We start from the raw sequence: 22,480 nt of genomic DNA on the forward strand, positions 1-22,480 counted from the left end.
AAGGACGACTGTGGACGTTCGAGCGCAGCTGTCACAACTCGACGAGACAGCACGCGACGCCCTCGCGCGCCGCATCAAGACCCGGCTCGCAGCCCGCGACGACGACACGAGCGATCATCATGTCGCGATCGTCGGCGGCGGAATTGCCGCCCTGACACTCGCCCTCGAGTTGCGCTCCATCCGCCCCGGCACGCGCATCCTCGTCGTCGAACCCAGCCCGCACCCGGTCCCCGAGATCACCCACACCGTCGGCGAATCGACCGTCGAGATCTCGGCGCACTACCTGCGCGAGCGGCTCGGCCTGGCCGATCACCTCCAGAACCACCAGATCCGCAAGATGGGCCTGCGGATGTTCTTCAGCCAGGACGACAACACCGACATCAGCCGGCGCGTCGAGGTCGGCAGCAGCGCATTCGTTCCGCAGACCACCTATCAGATCGACCGCGGCAGGCTGGAGAACGAACTGCACCGGCGCTGCGTGGCCGAGGGTGTCGAGTTCCTGACCGGGCGAGCGCGGGCGGTGGCGCTGGGCGGCTCGGAGGCGCCGCACCGGGTGACCATCCAGCGTGACGACGATGTGATCGAGCGGACGGCCCGCTGGGTCGTCGACGCCTCCGGACGAAACCGTCTGCTGCCCCGTGAGCTCGACCTGAAGCGAGCCAACGGACACCACTGCAACGCCGCATGGCTGCGCATCGCCACCGAGATCGACGTCGGGCAGTGGAGCGACGACCCCTCGTGGCACGCCCGGCTCTCCGAAGGGCGGCGCGAGTACTCGACGAACCATCTGATGGGCGAGGGATACTGGGTGTGGTTGATCCGGTTGGCCTCCGGCGCAACCAGTGTCGGCATCGTGGCCGATCCGGCCTTTCACCCCTTCGACGGGTTCAACACGCTCGACAAGGCCCTGGTGTGGCTGCGTGAGCGCGAACCGCAGTGCGCCGCGGTCCTCGACGAGAACGCCGGACAGATCAAAGACTTCCGGGTGATGAAGCAGTACAGCCACACGGCTGCCAAGGTCTACGACGGGCAGGCCCGCTGGTGCCTGACCGGTGATGCCGGCGTCTTCTTGGACCCGCTCTATTCCTCCGGCCTCGACCTGGTCGCGATCGGCAACGGTCTGGTGACCGACATGATCACCCGTGACCTCGACGGAGCCGACGTCATCGCCCGCGCTGCCATCGGCGACTCGATGTTCCGCTCACTGACCGACATGTGGTGCAACATCTACCGCGACCAGTACGTGCTGATGGGGTCACCGACGGTGATGGCGGTGAAAGTCATCTGGGACATCGCGTTCTACTGGGGCTTCATCGGATTCCTCTACAGCAACGATCGTTTCACCCAGGTGGCCGACGATCCCGAACTGGTGCCCTACCTGCAGGGCCTGATCGACCTGAGCAACCGGATGCAGCTGTTCTTCCGCGAGTGGGCCGCCGTCGAGCACGATCCTGCCCCCGCCCGATTCGTCGACCTCTACGTTCCGCTGAACTTCATGGCCACGCTGCACCACGCGATGATGGGCACATCGGATGCGGTCCGCGAACAGTTCGACGCCAACGCGCTGCTGCTGCGACAGATCGCGGGCCAGGTCGTCGACGATGTCATGAGCGACAAGGCGTCTCGGTTCTCCGACGACGACGTGATGGCCCAGGCGCAGGCATGGCAGCGTGACGGGCTGCTGCGCGAATTGCGCACCGTCTTCCGTGAACAGCAGGAGATCGACCCCATCTCTACCGGATGGGTGCTGAGCACCGCGGCAGCCCGATGAGCCCAGCCCACCGCGACGACCGGGAGGCGTTGGCGATCGTCGGCATCGGATGCCGACTGCCCGGTGGTGTCGACTCCCCCGACGACTTCTGGCGCCTGCTGCTCGACGAAGTCGACGCCACCCGCGAGGTACCCGAGTCCCGCTGGCATGCACCGCGATTCCATGATCCAGCAGCGGGTAAGGCCGGGAAGATGGTCACCCGCCGGGGTGGATACCTGGAGGAGATCGATCAGTTCGACGCGGCGTTCTTCGGCATCTCCCCTCGCGAGGCCAACCTGCTCGACCCGCAGCAACGACTGCTGTTGCATGCCACCTGGGAAGCCCTGGAGGACGGCGGGATTCCTGCCGACACGCTGGCCGGCACCGACGTCGGGGTGTTCATCGGCGGTTTCACGCTGGACTATCAGCTGCTGCAGAACCAGGGCCGCACCAGCCGATTCCGCTTCAAGCCGCATTCGGCGACCGGGATGATGATGACGATGCTCGCCAATCGCATCTCCTACGCGTTCGACTTCCGCGGTCCGAGCATGGCCGTCGACACCGCGTGCTCGAGTTCACTCGTCGCCGTTCACCTTGCCGCGCAGAGCATCTGGAATGGTGACTGCCGGCTGGCGCTGGCCGGCGGGGTCAACGTCATCGTGGGCCCCAACACGGCGATCGCCGAATCCAAGAGCGGCTTCCTCTCCGCCGACGGACGCTGCAAGGCCTTCGACGCATCGGCCGACGGATACGCCCGAGGAGAAGGCGGCGCCGTCGTCGTCCTCAAGCCGGTGCAGGACGCGGTGCGCGACGGTGACCGGATCTACGCCCAGATCCTGGGCTCTGCCGTCACCCAGGACGGTCACACCGACGGCATCACGGTTCCGAGCGAAGACGCCCAGCGCGCCGCGATCATCACGGCGCTCGAGCGGGCCGGTGTCGGGCCGACCGACATCGGCTACGTGGAAGCCCACGGCACCGGGACCCCAGTCGGGGACCCGGTCGAAACCCGCGCCCTGGCAAGCGCACTCGCGGTGGACCGGACGCCCGAGAACCCGCTGCTGATCGGATCGGTCAAGACGAACATCGGCCATCTCGAAGCCGGCGCCGGTGTCGCGGGACTCATCAAGGCCGCGCTCACCCTGCAGCACGGCCAGATTCCCGCCAGCCTGCACCTGAAGACCCCGAGCAGCCCGCTCGCGGAACTCCACCTCGACATCCCACGCACCACCGTGCCCTTCCCGGCTGGGCAGCGACGGATCGCGGGCGTCAACTCGTTCGGATTCGGCGGCACCAACGCTCACGTCGTCATCGCCGAACCCCCCACCGCCACATCGCAGCCCGACGCCACCGCGACGGCCGAGGGGCTCACCCTCCTCCCCGTGTCCGCACGCTCCCCGGAAGCGCTCGCTGCCACGGCCCGCCAACTGGCCGACCACCTGCGGGCCCACCCCGACACCGGCCTGGCAGATCTGGGTCACACCCTGAGCCGGCGCCGCAGCCATCTGAGCCACCGCCGCGCGCTGACCGTCGCCGACATCGGTGAAGCCCGCGAGGAACTGCTCAAACTGGCCGACACCGGCGGTGAATCGGCGATCCCCCGCACCGGGACCGAGGCGCCGAAGCTGGCCTTCGTCTGCACTGGCATGGGCCCGCAGTGGTGGAAGATGTGCCGCGGCCTGCTGGACACCCATCCGGTGTTCGCGGCGAGCATCGAGCGCACCGATCGCGAACTCTCCCGCTACACCGACTGGTCGCTGCTCACCGAACTCCGCCGTGACGAAACCGAGTCGCGGATGGGTGAGACCGAGGTAGCCCAGCCCGCCAACTTCGCCGTCCAGATCGCCCTGGCTGAGCAACTCGCCCACTTCGGCGTGAAGCCCGACGCCGTGATCGGGCACAGCGCCGGCGAAGTGGCGGCACATCACCTCGCCGGACTGCTGACCTTCGAGCAGGCCGTCGAGGTGATCTATCACCGCAGCCGCCTGCAGCAGCGCACCACCGGCATGGGCCGCATGCTCGCGGTGGGCCTGAGCGCCGAGACGCTGATGCAGACCCTCGACGCCGACATCGTGGCCGAGTTCGGGCAGCGGGTGTCGATCGCCGCGATCAACAGCCCGTTCGCCGTGACGGTGGCCGGCGACGAGGACGTACTCGCCGACATCGTGCGGCAACTCGACGAAGCGGAGGTCTTCCACCGCCACCTCGCGGTGAAGGTGCCCTACCACACGCACTACATGGACCTCATCCGCGACGATCTGTTCAGCGCTTTCGACGGGTTGTCCTCGACACCCGCACGCATCCCGCTGTATTCGACCGTCACCGGGGAGCAACTCACCGAGTACACCGCCGGTGCCGCGTACTGGTGGCAGAACTGCCGCGCCACCGTGCTCTTCGAGGCTGCCGCGCGGCGGATGCTCGACGACGGCTTCACTCATTTCGTCGAGCTCGGTCCGCATCCCGTGCTGGCGTCGTCGATTCTGGAGGCCGCAGGATCGCAGCCCGTCGCGGTGGTGGCGACGCAGCGTCGAGGCGACGACGACGCCCGCACCCTGCTGGGTGGGGTGGCAGCCTTGTACGGTCTCGGCCACGACATCGACTGGCAGGCAGTGTATCCCGCCGGCACTCTGGTCACGCTACCGACCTACCCGTGGCAGTCGAAACGCTTCTGGCACGAGACGCAGGAGGCGGCCGAAGACCTGCACTACACGCCGGTGCACCCGCTCCTCGGCCAGCCGGTGACGGGCGCGCACCCCACCTGGGAGGTCGAGCTCAGCGTGGTGTCGCTGCCCTTCCTGGCAGACCACCAGGTCCAGAGCACAGTCGTGGTACCCGGCGCCGTCTACCTCGAGATGGCGCTCGCGGCGGCCATGGAGACCTACGGAACTGCTTGTAGCGTAGATGATCTCGTGCTGCACCGGGCGCTCCTGCTCGACGACAGCTGCGATCCGCTGGTGCGCACCACATTGAACGAGGACGACGGCAAGATCGAGTTCACCGCGTTCACCGGCATCGGCGACGGCGATTTCGGCTGGATCGTGACCGCGACGGCCGAACTGAACATCCTGCCGTCAGTGCCGGCCCACGATCACGGGGCAGAAGAACTCTCCGTCGCCACACTGGATTCCGACGAGTTCTACACACGCACCACCGCACTCGGTTTCGGCTACGGTGACGCGTTCCGCCCGGTGCGTGACGTCGTCGGCGGCGACGGGTGGGCGCGGGCCCGGCTGCGTGTTCCCGCCACGGTCGGCCACGACATCGACGCCTTCTCGTTCCATCCGGCACTGCTCGACGGTGCTCTGCAAAGTCTCTTCGGAACGTCCACGGTGGCCGACGATGCCTCGCAGGCAACGTATCTGCCGACCCGAATCCGGCGGTGCGCGGTCTACGGGCGTCCCGAATCCGACATGACGGTCCACGTGAACGTCGTCTCGGCCACCCGCGAGGAGATCGAGAGCGACATCACGGTGGTCGATCGCCTCGGCCAGACCCTGGTGGTCCTGCAGGGATTCACGGTGCAGTCGTTGAGCGCCTCGTCGGCCATGTCGACCGAACGGATCGACCGAGGCCTCTTCAGCGTCCAGTGGGGTGACTGCCCGCCGGTGCAGGGCACGCCCGCCGAACCCCAGGGAACCTGGGTGATCCTCGGCGACACCATCGGTTTCGGGTCGGCACTCGCCCGGCGGCTCACCGCAGACGGGCACCCGGTGGTCGAGGTCGCACACCAGTCGGTGCCCGCCATCTCCGAGACCGACACCGGATATGCCGTCGATCCTCAACGCGGAGAACAGCTTCGGGAGTTGATCGAGCAGATACACCACCGGGGCGAGATAGCCGCACTCGTCGACTTCTGGCCGATCGACATCTACACCGGCTCCGATCACCGACTCGGCGTGCACGCCCTGCTCCACACGGTCAACTCCCTCGCCGGACGCGACGGCCCGCCACCGCGTGTGCACATCGTCACCGCCAACGCCCAGCCGGCGCTGGGCACCGAAGAACTCGCCGTCGACCAGGCGACCGTGTGGGGTCTGGGCCGGGTAATCGGACACCAGGAGTTCCCCGAGATGTGGGGCGGCCTCATCGACATCGACGACGCCGACGATCCCGATCTGGTCGCCGAACGCCTCTACGCACACCTCCTCGACACAGAGGCCGAGGACCAGATCGCCCTGCGGGGCGACCGCATGCTCGCCCCGCGTCTGCTTCCGTGCCCCGACCTGACCAAACCCTTTCCCACCAAACTCGACGCCACCGCCGGCTACGTCATCACCGGCGGCACCGGTGCACTCGGGCGCAGTGTGGCGGTGTACCTCGCCGAGCGCGGGGCTCGACACATCACGCTGCTGAGCCGCCGCGAACTCCCGCCGCGCGCCGGATGGCCCCATCTGGACCCCACGGACGGCCAGCACGCGACCGTCCAGACGATCCGCCACATCGAACGACTCGGCGCCCACGTGCGGTGCGTCGCGGTCGACATCACCGACGCCGAGCAGGTGGAACGCTGGCGCGACGAGCACGACCGCGCGGGTGGCCCGCCGATCCGCGGCATCGTGCACGCCGCCGGATCGGTCGACGACCGCCTTCTGGTCAGCATGACCGAAGAGGACTTCGCCACCGTCATGGCACCCAAGGTCATCGGTACTCGACTGCTGCACAACGCCTTCGAGAAAGAGGACCTGGACTTCTTCGTGATGTTCGGCTCGGCAGGCTCGGTGATCGCCTCCCCCGGGCAGGCCAATTATGCCGCTGCGAACGCGTTCCTCGACGCGTTCGCCCACCACCGTCGCGCCCGGGGCCTGCCCGCGCTGACTATCGGCTGGGGGCCGTGGTCGGTCGGAATGGTCGAGGAACTCAAGCTCGAGAAGATCTACGCCAACCGAGGTATCGAGTTGATCACCCCGGGTGCGGGCGTCCGGATCCTCGACCGCCTGCTGACCCAGAAAGTGGCTCACGTGGTCGCGATCACCGCGGACTGGAACCGGGCCCGTCAGGGCTTCGGCTCGCGCCTGCCGGCGATCTACCGTGACCTCGAAGCCGGCGGCGACGCCGCGGCAGGTGCCGGTGCGGCGTCGCTGATCGACACCCTGTCCGCACTGCCTGACGGTGAGCGGCTGCCCGTCGTCACGGAGCATGTCCGAAGCATCGTTGCCACGGTGTTCGATTGCGCGGCAGACGATGTCGAACCGGACGCGATGCTCGACGACCTCGGGTTGGACTCGATGATGGCGATGGAGTTCCGGGTGCGCATCAACACGATGTTCTCGATCGACCTGCCGGTGCTCGAGATCCTGCGCGGTGTGTCCGTGAACTCGCTCGCCACCCGGATCCTCGCCGAACTGCGGGAGATCCACGCCGACAGTGTTGAGGCCGAAGCCGAGGCAGAAGCCGCCGAGGCCCCGGCTGCCGACGACCTCGACGAGCTGATCGCCACACTGTCCGATGACGAGCTGCGGGCTCTGCTGGCCGACATCGAGGGAGGTGCGGACGCGCAGTGACCGCAGCAGACCTCGCGCCCGCCGTGCACATTCGAGGGCTGAGCAAGTCCTACGGTCCGGTGCTGGCGGTACGCGAGGTCGATCTCGACGTCGCCCACGGTGAGGTGGTCGCGATTCTCGGCCCCAACGGTGCGGGCAAGTCGACGACTATCGAGATCCTCGAAGGACACCGGAGACGGGACGCCGGCGACGTGCGCGTGCTGGGCGAGGACCCCGGCACCGCCGATCGGACCTGGCGGGCGCGCATCGGCATCGTGCTGCAGGACGCGAGTGACTTCGGCACGCTGACCGTGGCGGAGACCATGCGCATGTTCGGTCAGTGCTACAGCAGAGCTCGCGCGTTGGGCGACGTGCTGGATCTCGTTGGGCTGGCGGCGAAGAAGTCCGCACGGGTGCGCACCCTGTCGGGCGGGCAACGGCGCCGGCTCGACGTCGCACTGGGCATCATCGCAGGTCCGGAACTGCTCTTCATGGACGAGCCGACCACTGGCTTCGACCCCGAGGCGCGGCGCCAATTCTGGGACCTGATCCGCGTTCTCGCCGCTGACGGCACCACGATCGTGCTCACCACGCACTACCTCGAGGAGGCCGCCGCACTGGCCGACCGGGTCGCCGTCATCGCCGCCGGACGTCTGGTGGCCGTCGACACGCCACACCGTCTGACCGCGGCGCACACGACCGCGACCGTTCGCTGGCTCGAGCGCGGGCAGGAACGCATCGTGCACACCGACCGTCCTACCGAATTCGTCCGCCAGCAGGCCGCAGATGGCGGCGAACTCACCGCGCTGACGATCACCCGGCCCAGCCTGGAAGACGCCTATCTCCAGCTGATCGGCGCGACGTGATGACCGCCTCGTCGCAATCGAGAGCCCGCCACAGCTCGCGATCCACCGTCGCGCTGCCCTCCCCGCTGCGCATCGGAGTGTCCCGGATCATCCCCGAACTGAAGATGTTCTACCGGCGCCCCGAACAGCTGGTGCTGACCTTCTCGATGCCCGCGATCATCTGCCTGCTGCTGGGATCGATCTTCTCCGAGCCGATTGCGGGCGCCGGCACGTCCACGAGCGCGGTGATCGCCGCCAGCATGCTGGCCTACGGGATCCTGTCGACGTCCTTCATCAACCTCGGCATCAGCGTCGCCGCCGACCGGGAGACCGGTGCGCTGCGGCGCCTCCGCGGCACCCCCGCGACCGCGACGTCCTATTTCGTCGGCAAGATCGCCCTCGTCGCCTTCGCCAGTATCGCCGAGGCCGTGATCCTGCTCGCGGTCGGACTGTTCGCTTTCGGGTTGCGACTGCCGACCGGGATCGACGAATGGCTCACTCTGGCTTGGGTGTTCGCGCTCGGCATCACCAGCTGCTCGCTGCTGGGCATCCTGATCAGCAACGTCGCCAACAATGCCGTCTCGGCCGCCGTGCTGACCAACGGGCCCGCGGTCAGCCTGCAGTTCATCTCGGGCACCTACGTCCCGATCATGGTGCTGCCCGCGTGGATGCTCACCATCGGCTCGCTGTTCCCGGTGAAGTGGATGGCACAGGGGTTCCGGTCGGTGCTGTTGCCGCCGGAGATGGAGGCCTTCGAACCGGCCGGGAGTTGGGAGCACGAACGCATCTTCTGGGTGCTCGCGGCGTGGACCGTGATCGGTCTGCTGGCCTGCCTGAAGGTGTTCCGGTGGTCGGAGACGCGCTGACATGCCGCCGCTGCTGACGATCACCTACCAGTTCTTCCTGCAGATCGTGGTGATCCTGGCGACCTATCGGCTGCTGTGGCCGCTGCTGCGGCGTCTGGGCCAGGTGCAGGTGGTCGCGATCATGGTCGCTGGGTTCCTGCTCGGACCCTCCGTGCTGGGCGCGATCTGGCCGCAGGCGCAGCACTGGCTGTTCCCGACGACGCTGACCATCGGGACCGAAACCATCACGCACCCCAATCTGATCGCGATCTACGTCGTCGGCCAGCTAGGCCTCGTGCTCTACATGTTCCTGGTGGGCTCGTCCTTCAAGCTCGACATCCTCGGCGCCCACACCCGGCAGGCGGGTGCCACGTCGTCCGCCGGGATCGTCGTTCCGCTCGTCCTGGGCGGCCTACTGGGCTGGTGGATGGTCGATTCCGGCGGCTACTTCACCGGCAAGGTCGCGCACTGGCAGGGCGGGTTGTTCGTCGCCGCGGCCGTGGCCATCACGGCGTTCCCGATGCTGGCGTGGATCGTCTACGACTCCGGGCTGCTGAACACCCGGCTGGGCACCATGTCGCTGTCCTGCGCCGCGGTCGACGACGCCTGCTCGTGGGTTCTGCTGGCGACGGTGGTCGCCACCGCGAAGGGCAGCGTGCTCGGCGCCGTCATCGCCGTCGGTGGCGGCCTGGTCTACCTGGTGTTCATGATCTACGCCGGGCGCCCCCTGCTGGCGCGGCTTCAGACGTGGACGCCCCGCCGCGACTCCGAGAGCACCGGCGGCCTGCCGATCGCAAAGCTGAGCATCGTCCTGCTGGTGCTGCTGACCGCGAGCTGGTTCACCGATCTGGTCGGGATCTATTCGGTCTTCGGCGCATTCGTGGCCGGATTGATGATGCCGCGCGGAGAATTCCTCGACAGGATTCGCGATCGTTTCGAGCCGCTGACCGCCTACCTGCTGCTGCCGGGATTCTTCATCTATTCGGGGCTGAACACTCAGCTGAGCCTGATCCTGGACAGTTCCACGCTGCTGATGGCGGGTGTCGTGCTGGTCGTGTCGTTCGCGGCGAAGTTCGGCGCCATCGGGCTGGCCGCGCGTTGGCAGGGCATGAGCTGGTACGAGGCCGGCTCGATGGGGGCACTGGCCAACGCCCGCGGGCTCATGGAGCTGATCCTGCTCAACATCGGTCTGGAAGCCGGGCTGATCACGGGCAAGCTCTACACGATCCTGGCGGTGATGACGATCATCACGACGTTCGTCGCGACGCCGCTGCAGCGCGTCTTCGCGCGGCGGCTGGAACGCACCGGGAACCGGTTCGGGCCCAACGGGGTGGAGCCGGTCGACGCCGTAGTGACCCGCACTTAGCCGCAGCGATTACGGAAGTCGACCGCGGGTTGGCGGATGCCCTGCAATTCCGCCTGCACTTGCGGGTTGGCGGACGCGTAGTCCGCCAGCGCCGACTGCCGCTGGTCCTTGGGCACGTCCTTCAGCGAGGTGAAGAAGTCGTTCACTTGCGGATGAGTGAACAGATACGCCGACGTCGACGCCGTCACTCCCGCCATGATGCCGGCGAGATCTGCTGCGGTGCAGTTGGGTTGGGCCTGCGCCGGTGAAGCCGCGCAGACCAGGACGGCGCCCGCCCCGAGCGCGCCCGCGATCATCCTCCGCGCCATGCTGAATGAGATGGCCACTGTCTTCTCCTCGGTTGCTCGGGGTTTCGTCATCGTCGTCCGCCTCGTCCACCGCCACCGGGCCGGCCACCGCCGCCCCCCGGCCGGTTGCCTGGGCGTCCCGGCGCACCGATGCCGATACCGGGGTCCCAGTCCATGTTGATGTCCCAGGTGACGCCGTCGTTGCAATACCAGTCGTACTCACAGGGATAGGGGATGTACGGGCCTGACGATCCGCTGGGTCCGTCACCTGTGTTCGCGCCACGAACGTCGCCTTGGGAGCAGATGGTCGTGCCGCCCGCGCTGGTGCAGTCGGCTACCGCGGGCGGTGCCGACTCCACGAGAGCGACGACGAAGACGCCGGCCGCCACCACGCCCATTGCGCGCATCATCGGCGGCCACCCCCGCCGCCGCCACCACCGGGTCGGTTCCCGGGCGTGCCCGGTCGACCGCGATCTGGACGTGGAAGGTCGTTGTTGGGCCGAGGTGGAGGCGGCGGCGAGACGTCCAAGCCGAGATCCCATTCTGATCCGTCGTAGCAATACCAGTCGAACTCGCACGGGTAGGGCACGACGGGCCCGTTGTCCGATCCGCCGTTCTGATCGCAGACCGTGATTCCGCTGCTCTTGACACATCCGGCAGCGGCAGAGGGCGCGGTGACTGCCGGCACCGTGACCAAAGAGGTCAACAGAAGCGTCGATGTGGCAATCACTTTCGCGGTTCTCATCGCTGCCCCACTTTCTCGGTGAGCGCATGGCCAAGTGACGACGAAGTCCTGGTGGACAGAGACTAGGAGCGCCCCCGCCGGGCGGACATCCCCCACACTGGGGGAAATCGACCGCCGTCTCGCAATCCCGTGAGCAACCGCGCCCAGCGGAGGTACGCTGCGATCGCCCGGGGTCGGCGTGAACCGGCAACCCTTGCGCCGGAGAGTCGTTGACCCCGGGCCTCCCCGCGGCCAGTCGCACGAAAGGCTTCCCATGGGCATCCACGACGACGCCTGGCAGCGGCCGGCGGCCATGGCCATCCCGCCGGAGGGCTACTTCGAACTGGAGCGGGGACGCTATGGCCCCACCTATCCCCGAACGCCCGCGTGTTACGGCTTCTCGATCATCGCCAAGGTCAAGGAGGGCCGAGAGGAGGCTGTCCGCGCCTATGGCAAGCAGATCGAAGACGCGATCAAGGGCAGCCCGGACGTTCTGGCGCCGCTGAAGCTGCACTATCTGCGGTGGGTGCTGTTCGACGTCGGCTCAGGTCTGCACTTCCAGTATCAGGGGATCTTCGATACCGACTTCGACAAGTACACCGAAGACGCCGTTCGACTGTTCAGCGAGACCGGCATCACTACCGTCTTCACGAACCTCGAAGGCTTCCCGGAGGACTGGAAGACCAACCCGCAGGCCTTCATCGAGTTCGTTCGCGCACACCAGTGCCCGAGCTTCCTGGAGTACGGCGAATACCCCTACGTCACGGCGGATGAGATCAAGAAGGCGCTGAAGCTCAAGGCGGCGTTCTCCGACATGCTCGACCAGATGCAGTGACCCTCGAACTCGACGACATCCAGCACATCCTGCTGACCCGCACCCCCGCGATGACCGGGAGGTACGAGTTCCTCACGTTCGACACTCCCGAAGCGGGGCGCACCTGGCTGGCCGAGATGGCACAGCGCGCACAGTCGGCCGCCGACGTCGCCGAGACGATGGATGCCTCCAAGCGGTGGATCACGCTGGCGTTCACGTGGAACGGCCTGCGCGCGTTGGGTGTACCGCCCGAGGCTTTGGCGAGTTTCCCCGACGAGTTCCGGGAGGGCATGGCCGCCCGGGCCGACATCCTCGGCGACACGGGTGCCAACGCTCCGGAGCACTGGATCGGCGGTCTGGCCGGCGATGACCTCCATGCCATCGCGATCCTCTTCGCACGTGACGACGACGAGCACAGGCGGTGTGTGGGTGAACATGACGCGTTTTTGGCACGATGCCCCGGTGTCCGCAGCCTGTCCCATCTCGATCTGAACGCCCACCCCCCGTTCAACTACGCCCACGATCACTTCGGGTTCCGCGACCGGCTGTCCCAGCCCGCCATCAAAGGAACCGGAGAAGAGCCCACCCCGGGGTCGGGCGCTGCCCTCGAAGCCGGGGAATTCATCCTCGGATACCCCGACGAGTACGGACCACCGGCGAATCTGCCTCGACCCGATGTCCTTTCCCGCAACGGCAGCTTCATGGCCTACCGGAGACTCCAGGAGCATGTCGGGGCGTTTCGCGCATACCTCGCCGACAATGCCGGAAGCCCCGACGAGCAGGAGCTGCTGGCAGCGAAGTTCATGGGCCGCTGGCGCAGCGGTGCGCCGTTGGTTCTCGCCCCGACCGCAGACGATCCCGGACTCGGCGCCGACCCCATGCGCAACAACGACTTCACGTACAAGGAGATGGACCCGTTCGGATACGCATGTCCGCTGGGTTCCCACGCCCGACGACTCAACCCGCGGGATACCGCACCGAACATGAATCGCCGCAGAATGATCCGCCGAGGCGCCACCTACGGTCCAGCGCTGCCCGACGGTGCGCCCGAGGACGGTGTCGACCGCGGAATCGCCGCGTTCATCATCTGCGCCAGCCTCGTCCGCCAATTCGAGTTCGCGCAGAACGTGTGGATCAACGACAAGACTTTTCACGAACTGGGCAACGAGCATGACCCGATTTGTGGAACACAGGACGGTACCCTGGACTTCACGGTGCCGAGGCGTCCGATCCGCAAGGTACACAGAGGAATTCCAGCGTTCACGACGCTGCGCGGAGGCGCCTATTTCTTCCTCCCTGGGCTGCGTGCGCTCCGCTATCTGGCCGATCCGGGGAAAGGCACGTAGAGCATGACCGCACGAGCCGCCCGAACCTACAACCAGGACCATGTGCGCCGAGCACCCGACGGCAGGCGTCGGGTGAGCATCTACTGGACCTGGAGTTACCCCTGGGAGGCACAGCGCGACCCCGCGGCGATGTCCAATCGCTTCTCCACGATGACCGAGGTCCGGAACGTCGTGTACCCCGCCTACGAGAGTCCGGAGTTCGAGGCCGCCAACTTCCTGCAGGGCATCGCAGGCACCCTGGAGTTGTTCCATCGCTCCACGCTGACGTTCCAAGACCTCACCGCGGAGCTGACCGGCCATCCGGCCGCGGTGTTCCAGCGTGTCGATCAAGCCGGCTACGCGCAGCCCATCGACGAACGGATCCTCGCCGACACCGACACCCTGATGGTGTTCGGGCTGGACCATCTGACGTCAGGACATCAGGCCAGCGACGCTGAGGTGCAAAGCCTGCAGGCCTGGCTGCAGCGCGAGGGGACGTGTCTGCTGCTCGCGCCGCATCACGACGTCGGATTCACCGACGACCTCGCCCAACGCCAGATGGAGTACGAACACCATGGCGACCGGCTGGTCCCTCGGCAGCAGCGATTCAGTCAGTACACCCGGTCGTTGATGCGGGCACTCGACGTACCCGTGCACAACACCTGGGGATTGCGGCCTGCTGTCATCGACGGGACACGCGACATCGCGCCTCTGACAACGTTTTCCGATCTCGACCAGCGCGGCTTCCTCACCGACGTTCCGACGTTGAGCTTCCACCAGCACCTTCCCCACTACGAACTCACCGCACCCGAGAGTGCGAGCCTGCGAGTGCTGGCGCGGCAACGTGTCGATCCGCACCGGCCGCACCCCTTCACCGCCGCGGGCAACACTGAATTCAACTGTGTGATCTGGATGCCGCCCACAGGTGAGCGAGCAGGGGACATCCTGCTGATCGACTCCACCCACTTCACCACCCTGTTCGGCGGCACCGAGAGCCTGCGGACACTGTGGCGCAACCTGGTGACGATGTCATGAGGGCAGGAGACGATCCGATGACCGCGGTGCGTCGCTACGTCGACGCCGTGAACCGGGCCGACCCCGCAGCGATGGCGGCACAATGTGCAGAGATGATGCAGATTCTCGACGGGATGGCCCCGCACGTGTGGCAGGGACCAACAGCCAGCGAAGAATGGTGGGCCGCGGTGCTTGTCGAGGCGGATCACCTCGGCACCGGCGACTACCACATCACGCTGGGCACACCGCGACACGTGGACGTCAAAGACCATGATGCCTATGTCGTGCTTCCGGCCGCGATGGCGTTCACGCTCGGTGGTCAACGACACGTCCAGCAGGGTGCGACGTTCACCGTCGCCCTGCGAGACTTCGACGGCGTATGGCGACTGACCGCATGGAGCTGGGCCAAGGGCGGTTAGACCGTCGTGTAGCCCAGCCTTTTCGATTCTGCGACGGCGCCTGCACGTGACGACACACCCAGCTTGCGGTAGATCGCGGTCGCCTGCGACTTTGCGGTTTCGCGACCTATCACCAGCGTGTCGGCGATCTGCTGCAAGGTGAGATGAGTGGACAGGTAAGGCAGCAACCGCAACTCCGCGGCCGTCAGCGGACTGTGCCCACCACAGGCCAACGCGCGCACCCGATCGATCCTCTGCAAGAGCGCGGTGGCGTCTGGCTCACGGCGCCCGGCATGCTCGGCCGCGCTGAGGTGGCGGGTGAGCATCGCGGAGTCCTGCACAACCGCCGCCGTCCATGCCAGTAACCCGTGCCCGAGCAAGGCTGTGCGCGCGGCCATCTCCCCGAGGCGGTCGAGCAACCTCTCGGTGATCGCCACCGACACCCGCGCTGCCGCCTCGTTCCCGACCCGGGCGGACATCACTGCACTCGTCGCATAAACGACCACCATCGGCACCACATCGCACAGGTCGTACTTGTCGGCCAGCAGTCGCGCGGCTTCGCTGCGCGCGATGGCCGTGTCGTCATCGCCGGCAGTCAGATGCAGCAGCGCAAGGTGGGCCAGCGCGGCAGCCTGGAATCCCGGAACGTTCTCCGTAGCAGGAAGCGCGGCCTCGAGTAACATCCGGGCTCGCGCGACATGGCCCAGCATCGACTCCGCCGCACCCATCATGACCGTGGCGGCACCCCACCACGGGTTGACCAGCTGGTCCCCCGCATCGCGCACGATGTCCGCCTGCCGAATCACGTCGCGTACCCCGCCCACACCCAACAACGAACCGATCAGTGCGACGGCAACTTTCACCGACGGCGTGCCGTCCGACAACGGCGAGCCACGGTCGGCCGCCTGAGCATCGAGCAGAGAGCGCCCGATCATCTCGGCGTCGCCGGTCGTCACCCCCAGCCACGCCCGAGCGAGCGCCGCGTCGGGATATTCGGCGAACGTGGCGGTGTCGAGCATCCCCAGCCGACGCGCGAGTACGCCTGCGCGACCGTCGAAACCGAGCCGGACGGCGTCGCGGCCCACCAGGGCCGCCGACCGGGCCCTGTCCTCGGCGATCACCGCGTGCACCAGCGCACCATCGATGTCACCGTCACGCTCGAAGAGCGCCGAGGCGCGAGAAGCCAACATGCGCAACCGATCCGGGTCGTGCGAGCGCAGACGGTTTCGAAGCACGTCGGCGACCAGTCGGTGATAGCGGTACCACTGACGATGGTGATCAAGGGCGACGAGGAACCCGTTCGCCGACGCTGACAGGTCGTCGAGCAACAGCTCCGAATCGGTGCGATCGAGGACTTCGTCGAGTTGTGCTGCGCTGAAGCGGTCCAGGACCGACGACTCGACGACGAAGTCGGCGATCGTCCCGTCCAGGCGGTCGAGCATTTCTTCGACGAGGTACTGTCCGATCAGTCCGTTCCTGCCCGCCGTCGCGTCGATCGGGGCGCCGTCGCGGAAGGCCATACTGGTCAACACGATTCCTGCGGCCCAGCCCTCGCAGAGCCGGGTGATCCGCGTGGTCGTCGCGCGGTCGCACACGACCCCCACCGAGGCGATCGCAGCAGCCGCTTCGTCGTCGGCCATTCGCAGCTCGCGGGCGTCGACATCCACGACGTCTTCGGCAAGGCGGCGGCGGGCCAGATCCATCGGCACGGGGCGGCGGCCCACCACGGCGATGACCGTCGACCGCGGGACCCTGTCGATCAATGCACGGAGCACGACGACCGCCTCCGTTGCATCGAGGTGATGAGCGTCGTCGAACACGATGACGAGCGGACCTGCCGCCTCGAGTGCGGCGATGAGAGAGGGCAGCAGCTGGGCGAGCGGCTCACGGCCGGGGCCGCGAAGGTAGTCGACGACGGCGTCGTCGAGTCGGGACACCGCAGCGACGGCGGTGGCGACATGCAGCAGAAGGTGAGCGGGATCGTTGTCGAGGTAGTCGAGCCGAGTCCACGCGAACGGCCGGGCATCGGCCTCGTCCCACAGCGCCACGGCTGTCGTCTTGCCGTAGCCGGCGGGAGCCGTCACGGTGACCACGCGCGCGTCGAGAGCCCCGGTCAATCGTTCGACCAGGCCAACGCGAGGCACCGCACTCGCAGCGATGCGCGGCCGGCCGATCGTGGCCACCGGCACGAAAGCTCGCCAGCCCCCTGCAACCACGCCCGTATCGTAAGCCCCTCACCTGCGCCGATGGGCCCGTTTGACCTCACCTGCCGCTGTTGTCGGTGGTCGTTGGCACCATGGAGTCATGCCTTTGACGTCGGAGCCGCTTCAGCGCTTCAGCGCGCTGACGCGCGAGTGGTTCACCGGCACGTTCGTCGAGCCGACGGCCGCGCAGGCACAGGCATGGAACGCCATCGCCGACGGGGACAACACCCTGGTCATCGCGCCGACAGGATCCGGTAAGACACTCGCGGCGTTCCTCTGGGCCATCGACGGCCTGGCGCGGTCGCCGTCGAGCGAGCCCACCACGCGGGTGCTGTACGTGTCCCCCCTCAAAGCGCTGGCCGTCGACGTCGAACGCAACCTGCGCACCCCACTGACCGGGATCTCGCGGATCGCCGAGCGCGGCGGTCAGGAGCCGCCGAAGATCAGCGTCGGCGTCCGCTCCGGCGACACCACGGCGGCGAAGCGTCGTGAGCTCATCACCAAGCCGCCGGACATCCTGATCACCACGCCGGAGTCCCTGTTCCTGATGCTGACCTCCGCGGCGCGGGAGACACTCGCCGGGGTGCAGACGGTGATCGTCGACGAGGTGCACGCGGTCGCCGGCACCAAACGCGGCGCGCATCTGGCGGTGTCGCTGGAGCGGCTGGACGCGATGCTCGAGCGGCCTGCGCAGAGGATCGGGCTCTCGGCGACGGTCCGCCCGCCCGAGGAGGTGGCCCGGTTCCTGTCCGGTGCCGCACCGACGACCATCGTGGCGCCGCCCGCGGCCAAGACGTTCGATCTCACCGTGCAGGTTCCGGTGCCCGACATGGCGAACCTCGAGAACAACTCGATCTGGCCCGACGTCGAAGAACGCATCGTCGACCTGGTCGAGGCGCACAACAGCTCGATCGTGTTCACCAACTCGCGCCGGTTGGCCGAGCGTCTCACCGCGCGGCTCAACGAGATCCATGCAGAACGCCTGGGCATCGAGTTGGGCGGCCCCAATCCCGGCGTGGCCGGCGGCGCCCCGGCCCACCTGATGGGCAGCGGGCAGAGCTTCGGCGCCGAACCACTGCTCGCGCGGGCGCACCACGGCTCGGTCAGCAAGGAAGCCCGCGCCGACGTCGAGGACGCCCTCAAGAGCGGCCGGCTCAAGGCCGTGGTCGCGACGTCCAGCCTCGAGCTGGGTATCGACATGGGTGCCGTAGACCTGGTGATCCAGGTCGAGACTCCGCCGTCGGTCGCGAGCGGGCTGCAACGCATCGGCCGTGCGGGCCACCAGGTCGGCGAGATCAGCCAAGGAGTCCTGTTCCCCAAGCACCGCACCGACCTGATCGGCTGTGCGGTCAGCGTGCAACGCATGCTCGGCGGGCAGATCGAGACGATGCGCGTGCCGGCCAATCCGCTCGACGTGCTCGCCCAGCACACCGTGGCGGCCTGCGCGCTGGAACCGATCAACGTCGAGGCGTGGTTCGACACCGTGCGGCGCAGCGCCCCGTTCGCCACCTTGCCGCGCAGTGCGTTCGAAGCCACCCTCGACCTGCTCTCGGGTAAGTATCCGTCAACGGAGTTCGCCGAGCTACGGCCTCGCATCGTCTACGACCGGGACTCCGGCACGCTGACAGCGCGGCCCGGCGCACAACGCCTCGCGGTCACCTCCGGCGGGGCCATCCCCGACCGCGGGCTGTTCACAGTGTTACTCGCCTCCAGTGCCGACTCCGAAAAGCCCTCGCGGGTCGGCGAACTCGACGAGGAGATGGTCTACGAGTCCCGGCCCGGTGACGTCATCTCACTGGGCGCGACGAGCTGGCGCATCACCGAGATCACCCATGACCGGGTGCTGGTGATCCCCGCTCCGGGCGAGCCGGCGCGGCTGCCGTTCTGGCGCGGCGACGGTGTCGGACGGCCCGCCGAACTCGGCGCCGCGATCGGCGCCTTCAACGGTGAGCTGGCCCGGCTCGACCGCCCCGCCTTCGAGAACCGCTGCGCCGACGTCGGTTTCGATGCCTTCGCCACCGACAACCTGTGGCAGCTCATCGACGAACAACGCAACGCCACCTCGTCCGTACCGTCGGACACCACGTTGGTGGTGGAACGGTTCCGCGACGAGCTCGGTGACTGGCGAATCATCCTGCACTCCCCCTACGGCCTGCGGGTACACGGCCCCTTGGCACTGGCAGTGGGCAAACGGCTCTACGAGCGGTTCGGCATCGACGAGAAGCCCACCGCGTCCGACGACGGCATCATCGTCCGGCTGCCCGACACCGACGACACCGCCCCGGGCGCCGACATCTTCGTGTTCGACCCCGACGAGATCGAGCCGCTGGTCACCACGGAGGTCAGCTCGTCGGCGCTGTTCGCCTCCCGGTTCCGCGAATGTGCGGCACGCGCTCTGCTGCTGCCGCGCCGACACCCCGGCAAGCGCTCACCGCTGTGGCACCAGCGCCAGCGTGCCGCCCAACTGCTCGATGTCGCGCGCAATTACCCGGACTTCCCCATCGTCTTGGAAGCTGTTCGCGAATGCCTGCAAGACGTCTACGACGTGCCGATGCTCACCGATCTGATGGCTCGCATCGCGCAGCGTCGGGTGCGTCTGCTCGAGGTCGAGACGCCGACGCCGTCGCCCTTCGCGGCCTCGCTGCTGTTCGGCTACGTCGGTGCGTTCATGTACGAAGGCGACAGCCCGCTGGCCGAACGCCGCGCCGCCGCACTCGCGTTGGACCCGACGCTGCTGGCCGAGCTGCTGGGCCGGGTCGAACTGCGGGAGCTGCTCGACACCGATGTCATCGCCAGCACCACCCGCCAGCTCCAACACCTCACCGATGAACGGCTGGCCCGCGACGCCGAAGGCGTGGCCGACCTGCTGCGGATGCTGGGTCCGCTGACGGTCGAGGAGATCACCGAACGCGCCACCGTCGACGACGTCGGCGGCTGGCTCGAAGGACTGTTGAGCGCCAAGCGGCTGGTCACGATGTCCTACGCGGGGCGCACCTGGTGGGCGTCGGTGGAGGACATCGGGCGGTTGCGCGACGGCGTCGGTGTGGCGGTGCCGGTGGGGGTGCCCGTCGCGTTCCTCGAACCCGTGCTGGACCCGCTGGGCGAACTGATGTCTCGCTTCGCCCGCACCCGGGGGCCGTTCACGACGGCGGAGGCGGCGACGCGGTTCGGCCTCGGTGTGCGGGTGGCCGCCGACGTGCTGGGTCGGCTGGCCGCCGACGGCAAGCTCGTGCGCGGCGAGTTCACCGACGTGCCCGCAGACACCGGCGACCAGTGGTGCGACACCGAGGTGCTGCGCATTCTGCGGCGCCGCTCGCTGGCCGCCCTGCGCGCCCAGATCGAGCCGGTCAGCACCGCGGCGTTCGGACGTTTCCTGCCGGCCTGGCAGCAGCTGGGCACCGACCGCGTCTCGGGGGTCGACGGTCTGGCATCGGTGATCGATCAGCTCGCCGGGGTATCGCTGCCCGCATCAGCGGTCGAGCCGTTGATCTTCGGACAGCGGGTGCGTGACTATCAGCCCGGCATGCTCGACGAACTCCTGGCCTCCGGCGAGGTCCTGTGGTCCGGCGCGGGCGCGATCTCGTCCGCCGACGGCTGGGTGGCCTTTCATCCCGCCGACACCGCGCCGCTGTCCCTGGCCCCGCCGGGGGACCTCGACCTCACCGACACCCACCACGCCGTTCTCGGCGCGCTCAGTGGTGGCGGCGCCTACTTCTTCCGTCAGCTCTCCGTCGACGGGGTCACCACCGAGGCTCTCAAAGAAGCTCTGTGGCAACTGATCTGGGCGGGTTACGTGGGCGGCGACACATTCGCACCCGTGCGTGCGCTGCTGGCCGGGTCCCGCGGCCCCGGTGCCCGCCGATCGGCGGCACCGTCGCACCGGCATCGCCGTGCACCACGACTGAGCCGCTACAGCATCAGCTCCGCCGGGCTCGGCGCGCACCGCGACACCGACCCGACCGTGGCGGGTCGGTGGGCGGCACTGCCCATCGCCGAGCTCGACACCACGCTGCGGGCCTCCTACCAAGCCGATCAACTGCTGGCACGCCACGGTGTGCTGACCAAAGGCGCGGTGGCCGCGGAGAACATCGCCGGCGGGTTCGCGTCGATGTACAAGGTGCTCAGCGCAATGGAAGATGCCGGCCGCTGCCAGCGCGGGTACTTCGTCGAATCGCTCGGCGGGGCGCAGTTCGCGACCGCGAGCACCGTCGACCGGTTGCGCAGCCATGCCGACAGCATCGACGACAAGCAGCAGAGTCTGCGCGCGGTCGCGTTGGCGGCGACCGATCCGGCCAACCCCTTCGGGGCGGCGCTGCCCTGGCCCAGCCAGGGTGAGGGCGCCCACCGGCCCGGCCGCAAAGCCGGCGCGCTGGTGGTGCTCGTCGACGGCGAGCTGGTGTGGTTCGTCGAGCGCGGAGGCAGGTCACTGCTCAGCTTCACCGACGACGCCGGCGTCCACAACGCCGCGGCCGCGGCCCTGGCCGAACTGGTGACCCGGCAGCGTGTGCCGGCGCTGCTTGTCGAACGCATCGACGGGGTTCCGGTACTGGAGAGCCGGGAATCGCTGGTCGTCGAGTCGCTGACACAGGCGGGGTTCTCCAGGACTCCCCGCGGGCTGCGGTTGCGCTGATGCCCGAGGGTGACACCGTCTTCCGCACCGCCGACAAGTTGCGCACAGCGTTGCAGGGCAAGACCTTGACGCGCTGCGATGTACGGGTGCCGCGTTATGCGGCAGTGGATCTGAGCGGCCAGGTCGTCGATGAGGTGCTCAGCCGCGGCAAGCATCTGTTCATCCGGGTGGGCCAGGCGAGCATCCACTCGCATCTGAAGATGGACGGCGCGTGGATCATCGGTCGGGTCAAGGCGCCCGCCTACAAGATCCGGATCGTCCTGGGCACCGCCGATTCGGTGGCCTCCGGGATCGACCTCGGCGTGCTCGAGGTGCTCGAGCGCGAACACGACATGGATGCCGTCGCGCACCTGGGGCCGGACCTGCTCGGCGACGACTGGGCACCGACGGTGGCGGCGGCGAATCTGATGTCGGATCCGGCGCGTCCGGTCGCCGAGACGCTGCTCGACCAGCGGGTGATGGCCGGAGTGGGCAACGTGTTCGCCAACGAGCTGTCGTTCGTGTTCGGGTTGCGGCCCACCACGCCGGTCGGTGAACTCGCCGACCCGCTACGAATGGCCACCCGGGCACAGCAGATGTTGTGGCAGAACCGGTTACGCCTCAATCGCACCACGACCGGTAACACCCGGCCCGGTCAGGACGTCTGGGTGTACGGCCGGGCGGGGCTGCCGTGCCGACGGTGCGGCACCCGCATCGAGACCGACAAGGACGGCGACCGGGTGACCTACTGGTGCCCCACCTGCCAGCGCTGAGCCCCGGGCGACGCCGGCAAAATTACCGGACCCGTCAGATACCGTG

14 protein-coding genes are annotated in these 22,480 nt (G+C 67.9%); 11 read left to right on the forward strand and 3 right to left on the reverse strand.

The features are described from left to right. Positions 1 to 10: 10 nt before the first annotated feature. From MHN84_RS02330 to MHN84_RS02350, 5 genes are read left to right on the forward strand one after another with little or no spacing between them, the layout of a single operon-like run. On the forward strand, positions 11 to 1,771 hold the full coding sequence (locus MHN84_RS02330; RefSeq protein ID WP_241203012.1) for an NAD(P)/FAD-dependent oxidoreductase: 1,761 nt from the start codon (positions 11 to 13) through the stop codon (positions 1,769 to 1,771). Next, on the forward strand, positions 1,768 to 7,251 hold the full coding sequence (locus MHN84_RS02335) for a type I polyketide synthase (RefSeq protein ID WP_241203013.1): 5,484 nt from the start codon (positions 1,768 to 1,770) through the stop codon (positions 7,249 to 7,251). Before MHN84_RS02330 ends, MHN84_RS02335 begins: the two co-directional genes overlap by 4 nt. Further along, positions 7,248 to 8,096, forward strand: coding sequence for an ABC transporter ATP-binding protein (locus MHN84_RS02340; RefSeq protein WP_241203014.1), 849 nt, complete (start codon positions 7,248 to 7,250; stop codon positions 8,094 to 8,096). Before MHN84_RS02335 ends, MHN84_RS02340 begins: the two co-directional genes overlap by 4 nt. Beyond that, positions 8,096 to 8,941 (forward strand): ABC transporter permease, encoded by an 846-nt coding sequence (locus MHN84_RS02345; protein ID WP_241203015.1) that lies wholly within the window; start codon positions 8,096 to 8,098, stop codon positions 8,939 to 8,941. The genes MHN84_RS02340 and MHN84_RS02345 overlap by 1 nt, the downstream gene beginning before the upstream one ends. Position 8,942: 1 nt before the next feature. Next, positions 8,943 to 10,286 (forward strand): cation:proton antiporter, encoded by a 1,344-nt coding sequence (locus tag MHN84_RS02350; RefSeq protein ID WP_241203016.1) that lies wholly within the window; start codon positions 8,943 to 8,945, stop codon positions 10,284 to 10,286. Here the strand turns inward: MHN84_RS02350 and MHN84_RS02355 are convergent. Beyond that, on the reverse strand, positions 10,283 to 10,612 hold the full coding sequence (locus tag MHN84_RS02355) for a heme-binding protein (protein ID WP_374238295.1): 330 nt from the start codon (positions 10,610 to 10,612) through the stop codon (positions 10,283 to 10,285). The two genes, MHN84_RS02350 and MHN84_RS02355, sit on opposite strands and share 4 nt — an antisense overlap. A 29-nt stretch (positions 10,613 to 10,641) precedes the next feature. Further along, positions 10,642 to 10,980 (reverse strand): hypothetical protein, encoded by a 339-nt coding sequence (locus MHN84_RS02360; protein ID WP_241203201.1) that lies wholly within the window; start codon positions 10,978 to 10,980, stop codon positions 10,642 to 10,644. 591 nt (positions 10,981 to 11,571) lie between these two features. On the opposite strand from MHN84_RS02360, the gene MHN84_RS02370 reads away from it, so the two are divergent. The 4 genes from MHN84_RS02370 to MHN84_RS02385 are packed head-to-tail and all read left to right on the forward strand — an operon-like array spanning position 11,572 to position 14,869. Next, a complete protein-coding gene (locus MHN84_RS02370) occupies positions 11,572 to 12,132 on the forward strand; it encodes a hypothetical protein (RefSeq protein WP_241203018.1) in 561 nt (186 codons plus the stop codon). Continuing rightward, positions 12,129 to 13,457, forward strand: a complete 1,329-nt coding sequence (locus MHN84_RS02375) for a peroxidase (protein ID WP_241203019.1) — start codon at positions 12,129 to 12,131, stop codon at positions 13,455 to 13,457. Before MHN84_RS02370 ends, MHN84_RS02375 begins: the two co-directional genes overlap by 4 nt. 3 nt (positions 13,458 to 13,460) lie before the next feature. Beyond that, the gene (locus MHN84_RS02380) at positions 13,461 to 14,471 is read left to right on the forward strand and encodes a hypothetical protein (protein ID WP_241203020.1); all 1,011 of its coding nucleotides are present in this window, start codon (positions 13,461 to 13,463) and stop codon (positions 14,469 to 14,471) included. Beyond that, positions 14,468 to 14,869, forward strand: coding sequence for a hypothetical protein (locus MHN84_RS02385; protein WP_241203021.1), 402 nt, complete (start codon positions 14,468 to 14,470; stop codon positions 14,867 to 14,869). Before MHN84_RS02380 ends, MHN84_RS02385 begins: the two co-directional genes overlap by 4 nt. On the opposite strand, the gene MHN84_RS02390 is transcribed toward MHN84_RS02385, so the two are convergent. After that, positions 14,866 to 17,064, reverse strand: coding sequence for an AAA family ATPase (locus tag MHN84_RS02390; RefSeq protein ID WP_241203022.1), 2,199 nt, complete (start codon positions 17,062 to 17,064; stop codon positions 14,866 to 14,868). The genes MHN84_RS02385 and MHN84_RS02390 overlap by 4 nt on opposite strands. Before the next feature lie 88 nt (positions 17,065 to 17,152). Between MHN84_RS02390 and MHN84_RS02395 the strand changes: the two genes are divergently transcribed. Together MHN84_RS02395 and nei2 are read left to right on the forward strand one after the other, a co-directional pair. Beyond that, on the forward strand, positions 17,153 to 21,682 hold the full coding sequence (locus MHN84_RS02395; RefSeq protein ID WP_241203023.1) for an ATP-dependent helicase: 4,530 nt from the start codon (positions 17,153 to 17,155) through the stop codon (positions 21,680 to 21,682). Beyond that, positions 21,682 to 22,434, forward strand: coding sequence for an endonuclease VIII Nei2 (gene nei2 / locus MHN84_RS02400; RefSeq protein WP_241203024.1), 753 nt, complete (start codon positions 21,682 to 21,684; stop codon positions 22,432 to 22,434). The genes MHN84_RS02395 and nei2 overlap by 1 nt, the downstream gene beginning before the upstream one ends. The last annotated feature ends 46 nt before the right edge of the window (positions 22,435 to 22,480 follow it).

It is taken from the genome of Mycobacterium sp. PSTR-4-N (genome assembly GCF_022348085.1).
In the GTDB taxonomy this organism is placed as follows: domain Bacteria; phylum Actinomycetota; class Actinomycetes; order Mycobacteriales; family Mycobacteriaceae; genus Mycobacterium.

Coding starts and splice junctions, on each gene's coding strand:
- MHN84_RS02335 (WP_241203013.1), top strand. CDS start 1,768: ATGAGCCCAGCCCACCGCGACGACCGGGAGGCGTTGGCGATCGTCGGC.
- MHN84_RS02345 (WP_241203015.1), top strand. CDS start 8,096: ATGACCGCCTCGTCGCAATCGAGAGCCCGCCACAGCTCGCGATCCACC.
- MHN84_RS02350 (WP_241203016.1), top strand. CDS start 8,943: ATGCCGCCGCTGCTGACGATCACCTACCAGTTCTTCCTGCAGATCGTG.
- MHN84_RS02360 (WP_241203201.1), bottom strand. CDS start 10,980: ATGCGCGCAATGGGCGTGGTGGCGGCCGGCGTCTTCGTCGTCGCTCTC.
- MHN84_RS02370 (WP_241203018.1), top strand. CDS start 11,572: ATGGGCATCCACGACGACGCCTGGCAGCGGCCGGCGGCCATGGCCATC.
- MHN84_RS02380 (WP_241203020.1), top strand. CDS start 13,461: ATGACCGCACGAGCCGCCCGAACCTACAACCAGGACCATGTGCGCCGA.
- MHN84_RS02385 (WP_241203021.1), top strand. CDS start 14,468: ATGAGGGCAGGAGACGATCCGATGACCGCGGTGCGTCGCTACGTCGAC.
- MHN84_RS02395 (WP_241203023.1), top strand. CDS start 17,153: ATGCCTTTGACGTCGGAGCCGCTTCAGCGCTTCAGCGCGCTGACGCGC.
- nei2 (WP_241203024.1), top strand. CDS start 21,682: ATGCCCGAGGGTGACACCGTCTTCCGCACCGCCGACAAGTTGCGCACA.